Raw genomic sequence first — 20,894 nt, 5'->3', positions numbered from 1 at the left:
ACCTGTCGAAGCACGACGAAGAACGAAGGGGTTCATCGTGGGACACGACCGCCTACTTTTCATCGGACGTCCGGACGCGGACGAGGTCGCGCACTGGAGCACTCTGCGCGAGCTCGCACCCCAGCGAGGATGGAAGCCCACTCGGACATTCGAGCCCGGCGAAGTCGCCTGGGCCGTCGCCGCCGGCAGCGCCTTCGAGCAGTCCGGACCGACCGCCGAGGTGATCCACTCGCTGCAGGAAGCCCACATTCCCTGCACCAGCGCACTCGACGCGATCCGCCACGCGTACTCGGCCTCACGCCTGTCGCTCTGATTCGCATGCGGGTGGCCGTGCCTCGACGTCGCGGTGCGGCCACCCGCTGTGCGTTCCGACCTACGGCTGGCCGAAGGGACTGACGTCGAGCCAGGTCGCCAGGAACTCGGTGTCACCGAAGACCTTCACGTCGGCCGCGTCCACCGCGCGCCGCCGGTAGAGCACCAGCAGTAGCTCCGTCAGCGGTCCGCGTACCGCGACGGCACTCTTCTCGTGGGCGTGCCGCCACACGAACTCTTCTCCGGTCAGATCCACGACCCACTCCGCCGACGTGTCCGTCGCATGGAAGTGCAGTGTCCGGTCCGGACCGTGCAGCGCACGGTGCCGTTCCGCATCGCGTCGCGGCCAGGTGACCACGGCCAGGTCGAGCCACTCGTCCACGCTGTCGACCGCGAGGTCGTGTGCCACCGTGAATTCCACACCCAGCGCAAGCGCAGCGTCGGCGCGGTGCACGACCGTCTCGTGGGTGAACCGCCGGGCGAAGAACTCCGGGGTTTTCTTGCCACCCGGGATCGGTGTCCACACCCGCATGTTCGGGCCGATCTCCCGCAGCGCGGTCCCGAGCTCGTGCGCCCCTTCCCGCAACCACGGGATCACCTCGTCCGGATCCTCGTCGACGTAATCCGCCAACTCCCGCATCGCGCGGTCGGTGCGGGGCATCGTCCCGTTCCCCCGGACCGCCTCGGCCGCCCACCGGTGCCCGTAGCCGATGTGCCGGGCGAGCTGACCGAGGTTCCATCCCGGGCACGACGGCACCGGTGTGGTCATGTCCTGCCCGGTCAGTGAGTCCACCAGCAGTTCCGTCTGTTCGACGATCTCTCCGCAGTAACGCGCGTAGTCCAGCATGCCTACCCTTCGCACTCGGCCCGATACCCGCCCCGATTCTGCACGGTCGGTGTCCTGTCACGATTTCGGTGTTTCCGACGTCGCCGAGCGCGGTCGGAAACACCGAAGTTCGCGATCGGTCTCGAAAGCGTCGTCTTCCAGTGTCACGTACTGCCGTCGGATTTCGACGAGATTCTCGCGGGGCGACCGTAAGCTGAACGGATGTACTCGTACAAGGTGATCGAGATCCGCGAAGGCATGCTCGGTGGGAAGATGTCCGGCGGCAAGCTCGAGAAGATCCTCAACGATCATGCCCGAGACGGGTGGCGCCTGAAGGCGATCACCTCCGCCGACATCAAGGGACGGATCGGCCCCGGTGGCGTCGAGGGAATGCTCGTGACGTTCGAACGCGAAGAGTAGAAGCGATGTCGCGCCGAATGCCGGTACCTGTCGGTAGCGGCAGTGGATTCTTCCCGCCTCTCCCGGCGACCTGAGCCGAAGGACGGACAGGTGTCGTCGCAGCCGGAGATCCGCTCGGGTTCATCACTGGTGCTCGCAGTACTGGCGTCGGGCCAGTTCCTGATGACGCTCGACAGCTCGGTGATGAACGTGTCGATGGCGACCGTCGCACAGGACGTCGGCACCACGATCACCGGCATCCAGACCGCGATCACCCTCTACACCCTGGTGATGGCATCCCTCATGATCACCGGGGGCAAGGTCGGCACGATCCTCGGTCGACGCCGCGCGTTCGGTATCGGACTGGTGATCTACGGCATCGGCTCGTTCACCACCGGACTCGCCCCGAACCTCGCGGTCCTGCTGGTGGGTTGGTCGTTGCTCGAAGGTATCGGCGCGGCTCTGATCATGCCGGCGATCGTCTCGCTCGTCGCGGCCAACTTCACTCCCGAGCGGCGTTCCGCAGCATACGGTCTGGTCGCGGCGGCCGGTGCATCGGCCGTGGCCGTGGGTCCGTTGCTGGGCGGGGCCGTCACGACGTTCGCGTCGTGGCGTTACGTCTTCTTCGGCGAGGTCGTCCTGGTGGTGCTGATCCTGCTGGTGCTGCGCCGTATCGAGGACGTTCCCCCTCACCGCGTCCACCTCGACCTCGTGGGATCCGCACTGTCCGTACTCGGTCTGGGATCCGTCGTCTACGGCGTCCTGCGTTCGAGCGAATGGGGCTGGGTGCGGGCCGAGCCGGGCGCACCCGCCGTACTGGGCCTGTCCCCGGTCATCTGGCTTCTCGTCGCGGGCTCGCTGGTGCTCTATGCATTCATGCGGTGGCAGAGCGCTCTCGTCAGCAGGGGCCGCGACCCGCTGGTCGATCCGGGGCTGTTCGCCAACCGCCAGCTCGTCGGCGGTTTGACGATGTTCTTCGCGCAGTTCGCGGTGCAGGCCGGAGTCTTCTTCTCCGTCCCTCTCTTCCTGTCGGTCGTACTCGAACTCAGCGCGGTCGAGACCGGTGTCCGAATCCTGCCGTTGTCGGTCGCTCTGGTGCTGGCCGCAACGGTGATCCCGAAAGTGCGACCCCACGCCGACCCCCGGCGTGTGGTGCGCATGGGTCTGGGTTCGATGATCCTGGGGATCCTGATCCTCGTTGCCGGTATGGACCCGGGCGCCGATGCGGCCGTGGTGTCGATACCCATGTTGTTGATGGGTCTCGGTCTGGGGGCGCTGGCTTCCCAGCTCGGCGCGGTCACGGTTTCGTCGGTACCGGATTCCCAGAGCGCCGAAGTCGGCGGTGTGCAGAACACCGCAACCAATCTCGGGGCGTCGCTGGGCACCGCGCTGATCGGGTCGATCCTCATCGCGACCCTCACCACGTCGGTCGTCGCCGGAATCGAGAACAACCCCGACGTCCCGCCTTCGGTACAGCAGCAGGCGACCACCGAGCTGGCCGGCGGGGTGCCGTTCCTGTCCACGACCCAGTTACGGACTGCGCTCGACGAGGCGAATGTCGACCCCTCCACAACGGAAGCGCTCGTCGCGGTCAACTCCGATGCGCGACTCGAAGCACTGCGCGCCGCGTTCGCCGTGACAGCGCTCCTCGCGATCGCGGCGCTGTTCGGAACCGGACGGCTGCCGCGACGATCGGTCGGAACACCACCGCCCTAGAAATTCGCGGGGAATCGGTGCCCGGCGAACAGGACGCGAGCAGTCCCGCACCGAGTGTGACCACGTCCACAACGTGATCGGGCTCTCGTCCGGCGAGAACCGCGGCGAGACGGGCTGCGGCGTCGAGGGGGCGGGATGCGGGCTGCGGGTTGCCCGCGACGCCAACGATCGTCACGGGAGATCGCCTTCCGGATCGGCCCTCCGTGCGGAGAGCGACATACACCGCCGTCCTTCTCGCCGGCCGAGCTGACCGGAACCGTTTCGCTCCGTACGAGCGGAAACCTCGACGCCCCCTCGGTAGGGTCGGGTGGATGAGTGTCGCGGATTCACAGTCAGCCCCCACCGACGGTCTCGCAGGATGGGCACTCGAGTTGATGGACCGCCTCGGCGGTGTCGGTGCCGGCATCGCGATCGCTCTCGAGAACTTCTTTCCGCCGCTCCCCAGCGAGGTCATCCTGCCGCTCGCCGGGTTCGCCGCGAGCCTGGGCAGTTTCACCCTGTTCGGTGCGCTGTTCTGGACGACCCTCGGTTCCGTGCTCGGCGCTCTCGGTCTCTATTCGATCGGCCGTTGGGTGGGTGAGGACAGGATTCGCGCGGTCGTGCGGAAGCTTCCACTCGTCGATGTCGAGGACCTCGACCGTTCGACCGCCTGGTTCCAGCGGCACGGACGCAAGGCCGTCTTCTTCGGCCGGATGGTGCCCGTCTTCCGGAGCCTCATCTCCATCCCCGCCGGTGTCACGCGGATGCCGATCTGGCAGTTCCTCGCGTTCACCACCGCGGGCAGCCTCATCTGGAACTCGATCTTCGTGCTGGCCGGTTATCAGCTCGGCGAGAACTGGAGCGCCGTCGAACCGTACGCCTCGGCACTGCAGTACGTCGTGATCGCCGTCGTCGTCGCGGTGCTCGGCTACGGGATCGTCCGGCGCATCCGCTCGCGTTCGGAGGACACCGCTTCGGACAACCGCAACTGACGGGTCATCCCCACACGGTGATCGCCGTGCACGCGCCCGCCACGACCAGCACCGTCAGGACGTCCCCGAGCCGCAGTCGCAGCGGCGGGCGGGTTGCCGATCGTGGTCCCCGTACCGCCAGCGCGTCGCCGAGATCGCGGACCTGGCGCATGGATACCGACACCACCGCGCCGACGGAGTCGGCCACCTCCTGCCACCATCCCGCCGGAGTGCGGATGCCGGGCCGGCCGCGGACCTTGCGCGCGGCGAACAGCACCCGCATCTCGGCGCGGACGGTCGGCAGCATCCGCAGCGCCAGCGCGCACACCGTCACCCATTCGTCGACGGGCATCCGTAGCAGTCGCAGCGGGGCGAACAGCACCGGCAGGGCGTCGACGAGATCGGACAGTCGCGTCGTCCACCCGACCAGCGACGCGAGCACCAGCAAACCCACGCCGAGCAGCATCGTCCGAACGTAGGCGGTGAGCCCGCCACCCGCAGCGTTGAGGACCAGGCCGACGGCGAGGACCGCAAACACCCACCACGGAATCGTCGGGACCACCCCGCGGGGAATCCGCGCGACGAGCAGACCCACCACCAGCACGGCGAGCAGGATGCCGAGCCCGGTCCAGCTCGGAGCGAAGCTCACCGCCACCGACAGCGCCGCTGCCGACAGGACCTTCGTGCCGGCCCACACCCGGTGCAGGGGTGTCTCCCGAGGCACGGGGCGCAGCAGGATGATCGGGCGTCGCTGGCGCGTGCGTGTGCGACTCATGCGATCACCGCTCCCGTCTGCTCCACGATGCGTCCGTCCTCGAGCACCACGGTGCGCGAACACACCTCTTCCATTCCGTGCAGGTCGTGGGAGATGACGACGACGGTGACGTGCTCGACCGCGCGTAGATGGGCGAGGATCGACACGACCTCGCGGCGGCCCCGCACGTCCAGTCCGGCCAGCGGTTCGTCGAGCACCAGCACCCGCGGGGTGCGGGCGAGTTGGGCGGCGATCGCGACCCGCCGCATCTCGCCGCCGCTGAGCCGGTCGATCGGCCGGTCGATCAGTTCGGGACGCAGACCCACCCGGTGCAGGACGGCGGCGACGTAGCCGCGGTCGGTGTGCGGAAGCCCGGCCACCTCGGAGATCTCCTGGGCCACGGTCGGTCGTTGCAACTGCAGTCGTGCCTGCTGGAAGACCATGCCCACTTCTCCGTGCAGATCGGCCGTCGGGGTGTCGTGCAGCACGGCCGTTCCGCGCGTGGGGCGCATCAGTCCGGCGACGATCCACGCGAGGGTGGACTTGCCCGATCCGTTCTCCCCGACGACCAGCACCCCTTCGCCGCGGCAGATCGTCAGCGACACCTCGCGCAGCGCGGTGTGTGCCCAGGGTGTGCCGGCCGCATAGATGTGCGTGACGTCGCGCAGTTCGAGGACCGGCTGCGGGAACGCGGGCGCGGTCGCCGCGACCGGTGCCGGCAGCGATGGCGCGGCGATCCTCGGGACGATGCGTCCGTCGGCGATGTGCACGATGCGGTCGGCCGCGCGGGCCTCGTCGTCGAGATGAGTGACGAGCACGACCGCGGTGCCCTCCCGCGCGACGTCCGCGAGCAATCGGATCAGTTCCACGCGACTGTCGGCGTCGACCATCGCGGTGATCTCGTCGGCGATGAGCAGTGCAGGGCGCCGGGCGAGTGCGCCCGCCAGCGCCAGCCGCTGCAGTTGCCCGCCCGACAGATCTTCCGTGGCGCGGTCCGCCATCCCGGCCAGGCCGACCCGCGCGAGCAGATCGGCGACGTCGACGTCCTCGAGTCCCCACCGCAGATCCTCGGCGACGGTGCGGCCGAGCACCTGGCTCTCGGGATGCTGCAGGATCATGGCCGTGCCACCGGGGCGTCCCGGACCGACGGATCCGGGCCGGTCGATCAGGCCGACGGTCGGCTCGAGTCCCGCGAGCAACCGTACGAGCGTCGACTTGCCCGAGCCGTTGCCGCCGACGATCGCGACGAACTCCCCCGGCCCGATCGTGAGGTCGATGTCCGAGAGGGCGTCGCGGTCGGTTCCCGGATACCGGTAACCGACGAGGCGCAGTGCGACGGGAAGCGGAGCCGGGTCGGCGGTCGGGTCCTGCTCGGGCCAGTCGACCGACCGGGTCGCCCACGTGCTGCGGAGGGCCACCACGCGGAAGATCCCGAAGCACAACAGCGCGGTCCCCACGGTGCCGACCAGCACCGCACCGCCGATCCACACCCACCACAGCCGCACCATGATCTCGAGGGTCCGTTCCCAGGTGTCGACGAAATGCTGCCCCGCACCGGCCACCTCGAACGCCCGGATCGTGCCGCGCATCGACGCTTCGAGCGCCTCGAGCAGCAGCACCCGGGTCCGGTCGAACAACAGCAGCAGACCGCAGGCGGCGGCCGCGAGCAGCAGCCCGGCGGGGACGGATCCGGCCAGCACCGCGAACACCGCCGCGTGACCCCACCGCCGGTGCGCGAACCCGACGAGCGTTCCGATCCCGGAGAGGACGACGACCGCGGCGACGGAGAACGGGCCTCCGGCCACGAGCGCCACGACACCTGCGGCGACCGTCGCAGCGACGATCGCACGCAGGCGGCCGGTGGCGGCGAGGAAAGCGACGGGGAGCGCGACGAGCACCTGGGCGACACCGACGGGTATCAGCCCGGTGACGACCGACAGCACAGCCGTCAACGTCCCGAAGACCGCCGCTGCGGCGGCCTCCGGTGGTCGAAGAGGTCCCCGTGTCCTGGTCACCGATCGCACCGGCCCCAGTGTGCCAGCTGCTAACGCGACTGCTTCTCCGGTGGCGTCATCTCCACCCGCACGCCGACGAGGCGAACCTCGCGGTCGTGATCGAAGCGGCCGAGCAGTCCGACGGCCGCATCGGTGACGGCTGCGAGATCCGTGGTGGGCGACGGCAGGGCGACACTCGCGGTGTGGGTGACGAACGGCGCGTAGCGGATCTTCAGCGCGACCCGCACTCCCGCTCGTCCCTCACCGCGGACGTCGTCGACCGCCCGCGCCGCGAGATCGCGCACGCACTCCGCGAGTGCATTCCAGTCGCCGACGTTGTGCTGGAAGGTCGTCTCCCGGCTGCGCGACCGGGCCACCCACGGTTCCGCCGACACCTCCGTCGAGCCGGCACCGGCACCCAGGCCGACGAGCCACGGACCGGTCCTGGGCCCGAACCGCGCCGCCATCTCGTCGACGGAAGCCCGGGCGAGTTCGCGGACCGTGCGGATGCCCATGTCGTCGAGTTTCTTCACCGTGCGTGAGCCGATGCCCCACAGCGAATCGGGCGAGAGTTCGCCCATCACCGCGAACCAGTTGTCGCGCGTCAGCCGGAAGACACCGCGGGGTTTTCCGAAACCCGTTGCGATCTTCGCGCGCAGGACGTTGTCGCCGATCCCGATGGAGCAGTGCAGACCGGTCGCGTCGAGCACCGCGGCCTGCACGCGCTGCGCGAACGCCTCCGGATCGTCGGTCTCCACTCCGAGAAACGCTTCGTCCCAGCCGAGTACGTCGACGACCACGCCGAACCCACGGAGTGTGTCCATCACGACCTGTGACACCTCGTTGTAGGTGTCGGCGTCGACGGGCAGGAAGACCGCGTCGGGGATCTTGCGCGCCGCGACCCGCAGCGGCATTCCCGACCCCACCCCGTGCTCGCGCGCTTCGTACGACGCCGTGGAGACGACTCCGCGCTCGGTGGGGTCGCCGCGACCGCCGACCACCACCGGTCGGCCCGCCAACTCCGGGTTGCGCAGCACCTCGACCGCGGCGATGAACTGGTCGAGGTCGACGTGGAGGACCCACTGGTCGATGCCGGGCGCACCCATGCCGACAACCGTAGGACGTTCACCGCGGTGCGGGCACGGATTCCGGGCGAGCGGTTCGGTTCGTGCCTCAAGCATTCGCTACCGCTCTTGCCGTCCGCTATGGCAATTTGCCGTAGCGGACGACCAATGTTTCAGCGGACGGACGGTCACATGACGTGGTGCCGACCTACGGGCAGCACGAGCGGCTTGCCGGAGACCGGATCGGAGATCACGCAGCTGTCCAGACCGAAGACCGCCTTCACCGTCTCACCGGTGAGCACCTCCGCGGGATCCCCCGACGCGTAGATACTGCCGTCGGCCATCGCGACGAGATGATCGGCGTATCGCGCGGCGAGGTTGAGGTCGTGCAGCACCATCACGATGGTCGTCCCGCGGTCGCGGTTGAGATCGGTGAGCAGATCGAGCACCTCCACCTGGTGGCTGACATCGAGGAAGGTGGTGGGTTCGTCGAGCAGCAGCAGGTCGGTCTGCTGCGCGAGCACCATCGCGATCCACACGCGCTGCCGCTGCCCGCCCGACAACTCGTCCACCGACCGCTCCGCGAGTTCGGTGGTGTGGGTGGCGGCGAGTGCGTCGGCAACCGCAGCATCGTCCTCCCGGCTCCAGCGCGACAGCACCCGTTGGTGCGGATGCCGTCCCCGGCCCACGAGGTCGGCGACGACGATGCCCTCCGGGGCGATCGGCGATTGCGGCAGCAACCCGAGGGTGCGGGCGAGTTTCTTCGCGTGCAGCCGGTGGACGTCCTTGCCGTCGAGCAGGACGTGCCCGCCGCGCGGCGACAGCAGTCGTGACATCGACCGCAGCAACGTCGATTTCCCGCACGCATTGGCGCCGACGATGCACGTGATCCGCCCCGGTGGCACCTCGAGATCGAGGCTCTCCACGACGGTGCGGTTGCCGTACCCGAGTTCGAGTTTCTCGGCGATCAGAGTGTGCGACGCGGTCACAGCGAGCCTCCCACGCGGTTGGAACGAATGATGAGGTAGACGAGATAGGGCGCGCCGAGCGCACCCGTCACCACGCCCACCGGGTAGCGCGTGCCGAAGGCGTACTGGCCGACGAAGTCCGCGACCAACACGAGCAGTGCCCCGACGAGTGCCGCCGGAACGAACAGCGACATTCCCCGTCCGACGATGCGGGCGGCGATGGGCCCGGCCAGGAAGGCGACGAACGCGATGGGTCCGGTCGCGGCGGTGGCGAAGGCGATGAGCCCGACCGCCGAAACGATCGCGATCAGACGCGTGCGTTCGACCCGCACACCGAGCGCCTGCGCGGCGTCGTCCCCGAGCTGGATCATCGACAGGTTGCGGATCTGTACGAGCAGCACCGGCCCGAGCACGGCGAGGGCGACGACGACGGGCACCGTCGCTCCCCACGTCGCGCCGTTGAGGCTGCCGGTGAGCCAGCGCATCGTCTCCTGCAGATCCCAGGTCGCCGCAGTGCTCAGGAGATAGGAGGTGACGCTGTCGAGCATGGCGGCGATGCCGATGCCGATGAGGATCAGGCGTGTGCCCGCCACCCCACCGCGATAGGACAGGCCGTAGATCAGCAGGGCCACGGCCAGACCGGCGACGATCGCGAAGATCGATACGCCGGTACCACCGAGACCCAGCACGATGATGGCGAAGGCCGCCGCGGCACCGGCCCCGGAGCTGATGCCGATGATGTCGGGGCTCGCGAGCGGGTTGCGGAGCATCGTCTGGAAGGTGATGCCGCCGAGCCCGAAGCAGATTCCGGCGACCACCGCGAGGACCGCGCGGGGAAGTCTCAGGCGTCCGACGGTGAAGGTCGCGCCGGCCACGTCCTCTCCGAGGACGACACGCAGCACGTCCGCGGGCGGATAGAACGTCTTGCCGAACATCAGATTCGCGGCGAAGGCTGCGGCCACGAGAGTCGTGAGCACGGCGATGACGAGGTGTCGACGCCGTCCGCGCCGCACTCTGCTCGCGGCGAGTTCGTCGATGTCGGGTTCGGTGGTCTCGAGTGTGATTGTCACAGTTCGCGCAGCTTCTGCCGTCGGACGATGTACACGAAGAAGGGCGCCCCGATGAGCGCGGTGATGATACCGACGTCGATTTCGGCGGGTCGCGCCACGATGCGGCCGACGACATCGGCGGCGGTGAGCAGTCCCGCGCCGACGAGAGCCGAGAACGGCAGCAACCACCGGTTGTCGATGCCGATGAGCAACCGGCACAGGTGCGGCACGACGAGACCGACGAACGCGATGGGACCGGCGATCGCGGTCGCCGCCCCGCACAGCAGGACGGCACCGAACGAGGCGACGCCACGGGCGAGAGCGACCCGTTCGCCGAGACCGGCGGCCATGTCGTCGCCGAGTGCGAGGGAGTTGAGGCTGCGCGCCGACAGCAGGCAGACGGCGAAGCCGACGCCGAAGAACGGCAGGGCCTGCGAGATGGCCTCGAAGTTCGCTCCGCCCACCCCGCCGATCTGCCACGACCGCACGCTGCCCGCGATGTCGCCGCGGGGCAGGATGACGGCGGTGACGAACGACGCGAGCGCCGCCGAGGTGGCGGCACCGGCGAGCGCAAGTTTGAGGGGTGTCGCTCCCCCACGGCCGAGCGATCCGATCGTGTAGACGAACAGCGCGGCCGCCGCGGCACCCACGATCGCGACCCAGATCATGGAGGTCTGGCTCCACAATCCGAACCAGGCCATGCCGATCACCACGGCGAGCGAGGCACCCATGTTGACACCGAGAATGCCGGGATCCGCCAAGGGATTACGCGTCACTCCCTGCATCACGGCACCGGCGAGCCCGAGCGCTGCTCCGACGACCAGCGCGAGCACCGTGCGCGGAATGCGTTTGGCGATCGCGCCCTGACCGATGTTGTCGGTCGCGCCTCCGAGAGCCGCGACGATGTCGGCCCAGTCGACGTTGCGCGAGCCGATGGTGATCGACGCGATCACCAGCAGAACGAGCACCCCGAGCAGGGCCAGAAGCCAGACGGAATTGCCGACGGCCGAGCGCCCCCGTTCGTGAGCGCTCGGCGTCGACTGCCGGTGTGGTGCGGTCACTCCGCGTTCGACTTGCCGGCTGCGTCGGCGAGCAGATCGACGTAATCGGAGAGCACCCAGGAGATGGCCAGAGGAGTGGGGTTGGCGGCGGTGCCGAGCGGGCCGGAACCGTCGAGGAAGACGATCGAACCGTTGCGGACCGCGGGCATCTGCGACAGCAGCGGGTCGGCTTCGAGCGCGTCGACGAGCGCCTGGTCACCGTAGGTGACGATGATCTGTACGTCGTCGAAGACGTCGACCTGCTCGGCGCTGACCTTCTTCGAGAACGCGTCGTCGGTGGAGGCATCCGCCACGCTCTTCGGGGTGGCCAGACCGAGATCCTCGAAGAAGGCCGCTCGCGTGTCGTTGGCGGTGTAGAAGCTGACCTGGCTCAGGTCGGCGGTGTCGACGTGGGTGAGGAACATCGTGGCCTTGCCCTCGAGTTCGGGGTGCGCGGCGGCGGCGTCGGCGATCTCCTGTTCCAGGCTTGCGACGAGTTCCTCGCCTTCCTCGGCCATGCCCAGGCCGGCGCTGTTGAGCTCGATCATGTCGCGCCACGAGGTGGCCCAGGGAGCCTCCGGGTACGCGACGACGGGAGCGATCTCGCTGAGGGTCTCGTAGTCCTCCTGCGTCAGACCGGAGTAGGCGGCGAGGATGACGTCGGGGTTCGTGTCGGACACGGCCTCGAAGTCGATTCCGTCGGTCTCGTCGAACAGGACCGGGGTCTCGGCGCCGAGTTCCTCGAGACGTTCCTCGACCCACGGCAGCATGCCGTTGCCGTCGTCGTCACCGAAGTTGGCGGCTGCCATACCCACGGGTACGACGCCGAGCGCGAGCGGCACCTCGTGGTTGGCCCAGTTGACCGTGGCGACGCGTTCGGGTTTCTCGTCGAGGGTGACGGTGCCGAGCGCGTGCTCGATGGTGATCGGGTATTCGCCCGAACCGGCGGAGCCGGAGTCGGCGGTGTCCGAGGAGTCGGAGGATCCACAGGCGGTGAGACCGAGGGCGACCGCGACGGATGCGGCGGCGATCGTCAGGAGGCGCTTCGAACGCATGGAGGCAGAACTCACTCTCGTACGGGGTGGGGGCTCGGCCTTACCACCGGCGGCAGTTAGGCGAGGTTTGCCTAAACCGTAATGTTCGCCCGAATCCGACGCAATCGCTCGATCGGGACATCCCCTGTAGCGATCGGGACATCAGCCCACCCGAAACATTCCCGGTGTCGTGCCGGTGACCCTGCGGAAGGCCGCCCCGAACGCGCTCGCCGATCGGTAGCCCACCTGTTTGGCGACGTCGTCGACATCTGTGCCGTGGCCGAGCAGCATCACCGCTCGCTGCGCACGGACCGCCGCGACCCAGCGTCCGAGACTCAGGCCGGTCTCCGCCCGGAAGGTGCGGGTGATGGTGCGGGTGCTCACCCCGAGTTCGGCCGCCCAATCCGAGAGCGTCCGCGGATCGCTCGGGTCCTCGGCGATCGCCTCGACGATCGGTCGCACGACCGTCGACGACGGCACCTGCACCATCAGTTCGTGCTCGGCGGGGGTGAGCACGTCGAGCACCATGCGCTCGGTCAACGACCGCGACTCGTCGCCGAGACGATCGTCCGCCAGCCGGTCGAGCAGCAGTCGCAGCAGGGGTGCCATCTCCACCGCGACCGGACCGTCGGACAGCGAGGGAGCGGAGTCGATCCCGAAATGCGCGGTGCGGTACCAGGTTCCGGCGGGCATGACACCCCAGTGCAGCAGGCCCGCCGGAATCCACAGTCCCATCGTCGAGGTGATGGTCCATGTGCGCGACCCGATGGTCGCGCTGGACGCGCCCCGGTCGTTCCACAGCAGCTCGTGCGTCGGGTGCGAATGCGGCTCGAAGCGGGTCTCTCGGGAGACGAGTTCGTCCATGCCTGCGATGACGAACGGCACGTCGATCTCGCCGGCCTCGTAGACCGGCAACGTCCTGCTCTCCGCCGCCTCGACACTCTTCACTCGGCCTCCTCCGCTGCACGACGACGACAATCCTCACACGTCGCGCTGCCGAGGCGCCGGTCAGGACAGGATCTCGACGTACCCTTCCGTGCCGTGCACGCGGATGCGTCGCCCGTCGCGGATGATGCGGGTGGCGTCCTCCACGCCCACCACGGCCGGCAGCCCGTACTCGCGCGCGATCACCGCGCCGTGCGTCATCACCCCGCCGACCTCCGTCACCAGCGCGCTCACGGTCACGAACGCCGGGGTCCAGCTCGGGTCGGTGAACGCGGTCACCAGGATGTCGCCCGGTTCGAGGTCGGCTCGGTCCATATCGGCGACCACGCGGGCGCGTCCTTCCACGACACCGGTGGACACCGCGATACCGGGCAGCGCCCCGTCGGGGAGACCGTCGCGGCTGTACGCGCCGGTGAGCGTCTCCCCCGTCGACAGCAGCACTCGCGGCGGAGAGAGCCTGCCGAACGATGCGAACTCCCGCTTCCGGTCGGCGACGAGGTCGCCGACCGGTCGTGGTGTGCGGACCACGTCCTCGAGTTCCTCGAACCGCAGGAAGAAGATGTCCTCCTTCTCGTCGATCACTCCCGCGTGCACGAGATGCTCGGCCTCCCGCAGGAGGGCCTGCTTGTAGAGGAGGTAACGCCCGACCATGCCGTACTTCGGGTACTCCCGATAGCCCGCGAAGGACCGCACACGGTGGACGAGCCTCTCGATCTCTCGGGCCTTCCGCTCTCCGTCCGGCAACGACCGCACGCGTTCGAGGAGTTCGCGCTTCTTCTCCTCGGCCTGCCGCCGACCGTCGTCGAATCGCTGTTTCGCCGCGCCGGGCCCGAAGTTGTCCAGATTGCTCACGATCGTCGGCACCAGCATGGTGGGGCGTTCGGCCCACCGCGGGCGGGTGATGTCGATTTCGGCGACGCATCGCCTGCCATACTTGCCGAGAAAGTCCTCGAACGCCGCTCGTACCTGCGGTCCGCCCGTGTGTGCGCCGAGTTCGTCGAGGAAACGTGCGTCGTCGAAGCCCTCCTCGTCGACCTGCCGGAGGAATGTCACGACGTCGGGATGCGGACGAGCCGCATCGGCGACGTCCAGCAGCGCCAGCCCCATCTCCGAGGTGACGTTGTAGGGCACCGAGCGGGAGATCACGTCCGCAACGTTCTTCTCCCCCAACCATTCACGCCCCAGTTCGTTGAGCCGCTCGGTCGCTTCCATGCCCGCCGCGATCACCTCACCGACTTGCCAGCCGAACAACGCCTCCTGCAGATCGCGGATGTCGGCGCGAATGACATCGAGCAACGCCGAACCGGTCTCGTTCTCGACGCGACGCGCGGACTCGGCGATCGCGGCCTCGCTCTGCGCCACGAGTTCGGGGACGACGGCCGGGTCGATCTCGTCCGGGGCCGGTGGTAGACCGACCCGTGCAACGGCAGGGTCATCCGGGCGCGTCGGGACGAATCCGCGATCGAGCACGGTCTGCAGCGCGTCGCCGAAGAGCGGGTCGGACCTACCGATCATTCCGACGATGCCCGGCCCCTGGGTGGGTGAGGCCAACATGGCCGTGATGTCGACGAACAACCGTCCGCCCGCGTGACGCATGGGCGCACGGCTGGTCGACTGCCACATCGAGATTCCCAGCGGCTTCATCGGATCGGTCATCATCTGCTGGTGACCGACGGAGACGTACACGCGGTTCTCGTCGTCACCGGACTCCGGGACGGGAAACAGCGTGGTGATCGGGCGGCTCTGCACGATGTGGAAAACACCGCCGGCCAGGCACCATTCGATGTCCTGGGGGTGCCCGAAGTGTGCTTCGATGCGCCTGCCCAGCCGCACGAGGTCGGCGAGTTGCGTGTCGGTCAGCACCGGTACCTCCTGCCGCTGTGTCCTGTCCACGACCTCGCCGGCACGCACCGCGTACGCATCGGCGTTCACCAGGCCCGACACCAGGTCGTCCCCGAGGCCGAATCCCGCATCCACCCGGGCCACCGTGCGGTCGGACGTCACCGGATCGGCGGTGAACAGCACACCCGACGCCTGCGGGGACACCATCCGCTGCACGACCACTGCCATGTGCACCTTCCGGTGGTCGACGCCGTTGCCGAACCGGTAGGTCACGGCGCGCTCGGTGAACAGCGACGCCCAGCACATGCGGAGGTGCCGGAGCACCTCTCCCACACCGACGACGTCCAGGTAACTGTCCTGTTGCCCTGCAAAGGAAGCCGTCGGAAGGTCTTCGGCGGTCGCGCTGGAACGCACCGCGACGGGCACGTCCTCCCCGAGTTCGCGGACCCGCGCGGCGATCTCCTCGGCCATGTCGCCGGGGACCGTGCACTCCTCGATCTCCGCGCGGATCTGCGCGCTCAGCTCTGCGATATCGCCGGGGTCGACCTTCGCGAGTCGCTCGAGCAGGTTGTCGACTCGTGGTAAGTCGGAGAGCACCGTTCGATAGGCGTCCGTCGTCACGCAGAACCCGTCGGGCACGTCGACGTCGTCGAGGCGCCACAACTCCCCCAGGCTCGCCCCCTTGCCACCGACGGTCGGCACCGCCGTGCGGTCGATCTCCCGAAAATTCTGTACATATCCCATTCCAGCTCCCCACCTGCGACTTCAATGCTGTGTGGGCGAGTATGAACCGAATCGCCGATCCTCATGAGGGCCGAGGATCCGGTATAACGTGAGAGGGGGAAGACGAATCCTGGCTCTACAGCGGCGCACCGAACTGCGAGCCCAGCAGCAACGCCCGGTCCGCCACCCGTTCCGCCAGGTCCACCCGCTCCTCGAGGCTTCCGGTGAGCAGCACCCAGGAGCGGCCCGTGGCCGTGAGCGCGTCGACGAACCACTCCGTCATCTCCGCTCGGATGTGTTCACCGTCCCGGATGCCGTCCTGCACGAACGGAACACCGTGGTGATCGGTGAGCAGGTACAACGCTCGCCGGCCGCGGACGCCGCGCCAGGCCCGTTCGCTGCTGCCGAGATACCGCCGCTCCCACACGGTCGTCGCGAACGCGTCGGTGTCGCAGACGAGCAGCGGAGACCCTTCCCGTGCCGCGTCCTCCTCGAGGCGCGTCTGTTCGACGGCAATGTTCTCGAAATCGTCTCCGGTCCAGACGATGTCGTTCACGTCTCCGGTGCCGAGCTTGTCGTGGGTGGCCTGTCGTCCGTATTCCGGCACCCACCGGGTTCGTTCCCAGACCCCTCCCCGTTTCCGGTACCGGCGTACCAGTTCGCGGCTGACGGTGGTGGTGCCCGTCGACTCGGCGCCGAGGACGACGATGCGGGTCGTGAGGCCGGCCCGGGCGGGTGCGTCCAGATCGTCCCAGCGCCCGGCGAGGTCGCCGCGACAGGCCGTGCCGGATGCGGGATGGGCGACACGCGACGGATCGACGCACACGTGAGTGGCCGAGAAGCGTCGAGCGAGTTCGTCACCGTACTTCTCGCTCGAGACCACCGCGTCGACCGGAATATCGGTGACGGTACGCGCGGCTGCTTTCATGCAGGCGACCTGCGCGGTCCATACGGTGTCCGATTCGAGGTCCATCGGCGCGTCGCACGGTATTCCCGTCACGGTGACCGTCGCCTCGGCGGCGTGCGATTCCCGCATCCACGACACGCGTGCACCCAGCGGAATCGTCTCCGCCGCAGAGGACATGACGACGACGGTGACGCGCTCGGCGAGCTCCGCGGCACGGCGGACGAGGTGATGGTGACCGACATGGGGTGGATAGAACTTTCCGATGACGAGTGCGTGCCGGTACATCAGCGCACCTCCACCGGTTCCCGCTCGGCCGCCATCGAACGTCGCCAGGCGAGCAGACCCCGGATGCACAGAAGCAGGAAGCCTCCGTACAACAGCGCGGTGAGCGTCAGCCCCTTGTGCAGGTAGAGCGGGATGTAGATCAGGTCGGCCGCGATCCACAACAGCCACGACTCCCACCGCTTCTTCGCCTGCCCCCAGGTCGCGAGCAACGAGAGCACGGTGGTAGTCGCGTCCCAGAACGCGACGGTCGAGTTCGTCGCGACCTCCAACAGCGCCGTCAGCCCGATGACCGCAGCGACACCCACGACGGCAAGTACGCTCCATTCGGTCGCGTTCGTGCTCGTCACCGGCAGGGCATCCCCGTTCCTGCCCCGCGACCAGTTGCTCCACCCCCACACGGCGAGGGCGATGTACACGACCTGCAGTCCGGAATCGGCGTAGAGACCGGCGGTCGCGAAGAGCAGGATCCACACGATGTTGTTGACGATCCCGATCGGCCAGTTGAGGATCGACTGCCGTCCCACCAGGTACACGCACCACGCGCCGCTGACGAAGCCGAACACCTCGGCCCAGGTGGTGGGCGTACCGAGTGCGGTGAATGCTGTCGAGTTCAGAAATGCGATCATCGTCGCCGCCTTTCGCTTGTGACGGCAATTAGATCATATTTGCTCTAAGTGAGGCAACGGTGAAGTGCACTTCGGTGTTCTCGACAGCGATGTGCGACGTCGAGAACACCGAAGTGTCGGAGAATCAGCGGGGTTCGGGACCCTCCACGAGCGGCAGGGACTCGTCGGCGGTCCACGCGTTGAGCGAACCGTCGTACACCGCGACATCCGACCGGCCCGCGACCGCGAGTGCATGCGCGAGTCCCGAGGCTGCGATGCCGCCACCGCAGTAGGTCACCGGCGTGACGTCCGGGTTCAGTGCGCCCGCCTCGTCGAAGATCTCCCGCAGTTCCGCCGCCGGCTTCAGGCGCCCGGTCGACGGATCGACGAGTTCGCCGAAGGAAATGTTGATGCTGCCGGGGATGTGCCCGCGCCGTGGATAGGACGGGCTCTCACCACGGTAGGTCGCAGGATCCAAGGCGTTGATGATCAGCGTGTTCGGGTCGTCGAGCGACGCCGCAACCTCCTCCGTCGACCGCACCAACTCCGGACGATGCCGCGAGGTGAAGGTCGCGCCGTGTGGCACCACCTGCTCGTCGGAGACCGGGTAGCCGGCGGCCTTCCAGGCGGGCAGCCCGCCGTCGAGCACGGCGGCATCGTCGAAACCTTCGAGTCGCAGCTGCCACCACAGCCGCGCCGCCCAGATGCCGTTCTTCTGGTCGTACAGCACGACGCGGCGACCTTCACCGATACCGACGGCGCCCGCGGCTGTGGCGAAGCGCTCCGACGGCGCCGCAGTGAACGGTTGCGGGGCTTGATGATCGGAGAAGTCCGTGAACAGGTCGGCGTAGACCGCACCGGGGATGTGTTCCTCCAGGTAGGTCGCCAAGCCGGGTTCGACGTGCACGGACCCGTCCGGCGGCATGCTCAGGTGCACGGTGGCATCGACGATGACGAGATCTTCGTCGCCCAACTGCTCGTACAACCACTCCGGAGAGACGGTGCTCGGCTTCGTGTCGCTCATCGAGGTCCTCCTCTGCACTCGGTATCTCCCTCCAGTAGAGCAGCCGTACGACCTGGGTGGGCCCGGCCCCGCTCAGCGGGGATCAACCCACCCGAATCGATTCGACTGGGCCGGGACCCCGCCGGGCGGGGTCTACCCCACCGAAATCGGGCGGGCGTTCCAGCTGTCCTCGACCACCCGCGGCTTGCACGCCTGGTAGGCGCCGGTCACCAGCACCGCGACGGCGACCGTCATGAAGATGAACGAGGCGGTCCAGCCCGAAGTGAGGTCGTGGAAGACGCCGAACAGCAGCGGGCCGAGGCACGCGGCGCTGTAGCCCACACCCTGGGTGAAGCCCGACAGAGCGGCGGATCCGGCGGAGGTGCGGGAACGCAGATTGATGAGGGTCAGCGCCATCGGGAAGGTGCTGGGCCCGAGTCCGAGGAGCACGACCCACAGGATCGGCGCACTCATCGGCGCGATCCACAGGCCCGCGAACGCGATGAGGAAACACGCGGCGCACGCCAGGACCACCGGGAACGGGTTCTCCATCCGCGCACACAGCGACGGAGCGCCGAACGCGGAGACCAGCCCCAGCAGGGCGAACAGTCCCACCATCGCACCACCGAAGGCCGGGCCCGCTCCGGCGTCGGCGAGGATGTCGGGAATCCACGTGAACATCGAGTAGGTGACGAGGGACGTCATGCCGAACATTCCGGCCATCCCCCAGCCCACCGGCGAGCGCCACACCCGGCCGGGGGCGTGCTGCTCCGCGGGTACGGCGTCGTCGGCAGCGTCGCCGCGGCGCCGCAGCAGGACCCACGTCCACGGGAGCGCTGCAGCGAATCCGATCAGCGCCCACACTCCGAGCGAGACGCGCCAGCCGAACGCGTCGGCGAGCGGGACCGCGACGAAAGCGGGCACGATGGTGCCGAGCTGCACACCCACGATGTATACCGAGCTGACGAGTGCCAGCGTGTCGGAGAAGTAGCGCTTGACCAGAGGAGGGATGACGACGTTGCCGATGCCCATCCCGCCCAGCGCGACGGCCGACAGGAGCAGCAGCGACCAGGTGTCGGTCATCAGCGCGCGGATCGCCATGCCGGCGCCTGCCATGAGCATCGCGATCAGCGCGGTGCGTTCGAGTCCCCATCGTCGGCCGAGCGCCGGGGTGGCCAGACCGAAGACCGCGAACATCGCGGTCGGGATCATGCCGAACACACCGACGATCGTGGACGAGAAGCCGATCTCCTCACTGATCTGCGCAGCGAGGGGACTGAACGAGGTGACCGCGAGCCTCAGGACGAGTGCCGACATCGCGATCGCACAGAACACCAGCAGACGACCACGAAGAAGACTCACGCCAAAAATCATAGGATGATGGGATGACTTTGGGAAAACCTGTTCAGCGCACGAACCTGATCGAGCAGGTCACCGAACAGTTGCGCAGCGAGATCTGCAGCGGACGCTGGAAGGTCGGTGAGAAGATCCCCACCGAACCGCACCTGTGCGAATTCACCGGCACCGGCCGCAACACCGTCCGCGAAGCCGTGCAGGCCCTCGTCCACACCGGCATGCTCGAACGTCGCCAGGGCTCGGGCACCTACGTCCTCGCGACCTCCCACGTCACCGGCACCCTCGGCAAGTATTTCGCCACGGCCCACGAACGCGACGTGCTCGAACTGCGGCAGGCCCTCGACGTCACCGCCGCCGTCCTGGCCGCGCGCCGGCGCACCCCCGACGACGTGGCCCGGCTCGAACAGTTGCTCGCCGAGCGCAACCGATTGTTCGCCGGATCCGACATCGACGCCGCGGTGGCCGCCGACGTCGCCCTGCACCGCGCCATCGTCGAGGCCAGTCACAACGCGGTGTACCTCGAGTTCTACGACTCGCTGCTTCCGTCGATCCGCCGCACCATCGACCGGCACGTCCGAGCCACGGGCCTGGGTTTCGAACCCGAACACACCACCTTGGTCGCCGCCGTCATCGCCGGCGACGAGGACGCCACCGTGGAGGCGGCGCAGGGGCTGTTCGCGGAGCTCACCGACTGAGAGGTAGGGACTCCGCCGATCATCGAACCCCGGCCGAGCGCAGGGCGTCCGCGAGGGTGTACGCCTCCGGAGAACTCAGGAGAAGCTCGTCGAAGTCGACGCCGGAGCCACCCAGCGCGACGCGCAGCACCGGATGGCCTCGCTTCATGGCGACCAGACGTTTGATGCCGCGCGGGTGCCGGAAGGTGCCTACTTTCAGGTAACCGGAGATCACCAGGCCGGATCTGATGCCGAGGACCTCGGACGTCCATCCCGGAAGGACCTCCACGCCGGTGATCGCCGAGATCGGCACATCCATCGCGGTTCGGCGGACCATGAAGGCTTCCCACCGAGAGAAGGACAGGTGGAGGGTTGCGTTGTCGTATGTCGTTTGGGCCATGACGTCGGACCTTCCGTCGAAGGTAAACTGGCTACAGCACTGAGAACA

General features: G+C 68.2%; 20 protein-coding genes. 5 read left to right on the top strand and 15 right to left on the bottom strand.

Annotated features, from left to right (window positions below):
- Nucleotides 1-37: 37 nt before the first annotated feature.
- Nucleotides 38-313 carry a hypothetical protein gene (locus tag PV766_RS16865; RefSeq protein WP_016933472.1) on the top strand — a complete coding sequence of 92 codons (276 nt, stop codon included), beginning with the start codon at nt 38-40 and terminating at the stop codon, nt 311-313.
- 60 nt (nt 314-373) lie between these two features.
- Here the strand turns inward: PV766_RS16865 and PV766_RS16860 are convergent, their stop codons facing one another.
- Complete coding sequence (locus tag PV766_RS16860; RefSeq protein ID WP_255162559.1) at nt 374-1,159, bottom strand: maleylpyruvate isomerase family mycothiol-dependent enzyme; 786 nt, start codon at nt 1,157-1,159, stop codon at nt 374-376.
- Between the two features lie 201 nt (nt 1,160-1,360).
- Here PV766_RS16860 and PV766_RS16855 point away from each other — a divergent pair, with 201 nt between their 5' ends.
- The 3 genes from PV766_RS16855 (at nt 1,361) to PV766_RS16845 (ending at nt 4,224) form a co-directional block, all read left to right on the top strand.
- Nucleotides 1,361-1,558 (top strand): DUF4177 domain-containing protein, encoded by a 198-nt coding sequence (locus PV766_RS16855; RefSeq protein ID WP_006552868.1) that lies wholly within the window; start codon nt 1,361-1,363, stop codon nt 1,556-1,558.
- Between the two features lie 90 nt (nt 1,559-1,648).
- A complete protein-coding gene (locus PV766_RS16850) occupies nt 1,649-3,253 on the top strand; it encodes an MFS transporter (protein ID WP_421097479.1) in 1,605 nt (534 codons plus the stop codon).
- A 311-nt stretch (nt 3,254-3,564) separates the two neighbouring features.
- Nucleotides 3,565-4,224: a DedA family protein gene (locus PV766_RS16845; protein ID WP_421097478.1), complete on the top strand. Its 660-nt coding sequence runs from the start codon at nt 3,565-3,567 to the stop codon at nt 4,222-4,224.
- Nucleotides 4,225-4,228: 4 nt separating this feature from the next.
- Here the strand turns inward: PV766_RS16845 and PV766_RS16840 are convergent, their stop codons facing one another.
- From PV766_RS16840 to PV766_RS16780, 13 genes are all read right to left on the bottom strand, one after another.
- Nucleotides 4,229-4,978, bottom strand: a complete 750-nt coding sequence (locus PV766_RS16840) for an energy-coupling factor transporter transmembrane component T family protein (protein ID WP_064063233.1) — start codon at nt 4,976-4,978, stop codon at nt 4,229-4,231.
- Complete coding sequence (locus tag PV766_RS16835) at nt 4,975-6,972, bottom strand: ABC transporter ATP-binding protein (protein WP_421097477.1); 1,998 nt, start codon at nt 6,970-6,972, stop codon at nt 4,975-4,977. Before PV766_RS16835 ends, PV766_RS16840 begins: the two co-directional genes overlap by 4 nt.
- A 29-nt stretch (nt 6,973-7,001) precedes the next feature.
- On the bottom strand, nt 7,002-8,057 hold the full coding sequence (locus tag PV766_RS16830; protein ID WP_064063231.1) for a DNA polymerase IV: 1,056 nt from the start codon (nt 8,055-8,057) through the stop codon (nt 7,002-7,004).
- Between the two features lie 146 nt (nt 8,058-8,203).
- The gene (locus PV766_RS16825; protein WP_421097476.1) at nt 8,204-9,004 is read right to left on the bottom strand and encodes an ABC transporter ATP-binding protein; all 801 of its coding nucleotides are present in this window, start codon (nt 9,002-9,004) and stop codon (nt 8,204-8,206) included.
- Nucleotides 9,001-10,053 carry a FecCD family ABC transporter permease gene (locus PV766_RS16820; RefSeq protein ID WP_421097475.1) on the bottom strand — a complete coding sequence of 351 codons (1,053 nt, stop codon included), beginning with the start codon at nt 10,051-10,053 and terminating at the stop codon, nt 9,001-9,003. Before PV766_RS16820 ends, PV766_RS16825 begins: the two co-directional genes overlap by 4 nt.
- Nucleotides 10,050-11,093 (bottom strand): FecCD family ABC transporter permease, encoded by a 1,044-nt coding sequence (locus PV766_RS16815; protein WP_129977871.1) that lies wholly within the window; start codon nt 11,091-11,093, stop codon nt 10,050-10,052. Before PV766_RS16815 ends, PV766_RS16820 begins: the two co-directional genes overlap by 4 nt.
- Entirely contained in the window at nt 11,090-12,127 is a 1,038-nt protein-coding gene (locus PV766_RS16810) for an iron-siderophore ABC transporter substrate-binding protein (protein WP_421097474.1), read from the bottom strand. The genes PV766_RS16815 and PV766_RS16810 overlap by 4 nt, the downstream gene beginning before the upstream one ends.
- A 141-nt stretch (nt 12,128-12,268) precedes the next feature.
- Nucleotides 12,269-13,054, bottom strand: coding sequence for a helix-turn-helix domain-containing protein (locus tag PV766_RS16805; RefSeq protein ID WP_421097473.1), 786 nt, complete (start codon nt 13,052-13,054; stop codon nt 12,269-12,271).
- Between the two features lie 60 nt (nt 13,055-13,114).
- Nucleotides 13,115-15,637, bottom strand: a complete 2,523-nt coding sequence (locus PV766_RS16800; RefSeq protein WP_421097472.1) for a phosphoenolpyruvate synthase — start codon at nt 15,635-15,637, stop codon at nt 13,115-13,117.
- 115 nt (nt 15,638-15,752) lie between these two features.
- The gene (locus tag PV766_RS16795; protein ID WP_421097471.1) at nt 15,753-16,808 is read right to left on the bottom strand and encodes an AAA family ATPase; all 1,056 of its coding nucleotides are present in this window, start codon (nt 16,806-16,808) and stop codon (nt 15,753-15,755) included.
- Nucleotides 16,808-17,434: a nicotinamide riboside transporter PnuC gene (gene pnuC, locus PV766_RS16790; RefSeq protein WP_421097470.1), complete on the bottom strand. Its 627-nt coding sequence runs from the start codon at nt 17,432-17,434 to the stop codon at nt 16,808-16,810. Before pnuC ends, PV766_RS16795 begins: the two co-directional genes overlap by 1 nt.
- Before the next feature lie 124 nt (nt 17,435-17,558).
- Nucleotides 17,559-18,437 carry a sulfurtransferase gene (locus PV766_RS16785; protein WP_064063223.1) on the bottom strand — a complete coding sequence of 293 codons (879 nt, stop codon included), beginning with the start codon at nt 18,435-18,437 and terminating at the stop codon, nt 17,559-17,561.
- A 132-nt stretch (nt 18,438-18,569) separates the two neighbouring features.
- Entirely contained in the window at nt 18,570-19,790 is a 1,221-nt protein-coding gene (locus PV766_RS16780; RefSeq protein ID WP_421097469.1) for an MFS transporter, read from the bottom strand.
- An 11-nt stretch (nt 19,791-19,801) separates the two neighbouring features.
- On the opposite strand from PV766_RS16780, the gene PV766_RS16775 reads away from it, so the two are divergent.
- Nucleotides 19,802-20,467: a FadR/GntR family transcriptional regulator gene (locus tag PV766_RS16775; protein WP_421097468.1), complete on the top strand. Its 666-nt coding sequence runs from the start codon at nt 19,802-19,804 to the stop codon at nt 20,465-20,467.
- 19 nt (nt 20,468-20,486) lie between these two features.
- Here the strand turns inward: PV766_RS16775 and PV766_RS16770 are convergent, their stop codons facing one another.
- Complete coding sequence (locus PV766_RS16770) at nt 20,487-20,846, bottom strand: hypothetical protein (RefSeq protein WP_421097467.1); 360 nt, start codon at nt 20,844-20,846, stop codon at nt 20,487-20,489.
- Nucleotides 20,847-20,894 lie beyond the last annotated feature (48 nt).

Origin of the sequence: Rhodococcus sp. As11, assembly GCF_048957735.1 — a bacterium.
In the GTDB taxonomy this organism is placed as follows: Bacteria; Actinomycetota; Actinomycetes; order Mycobacteriales; family Mycobacteriaceae; genus Rhodococcus; species Rhodococcus gordoniae.
This window is presented reverse-complemented; position numbering and strand designations above follow the sequence as displayed.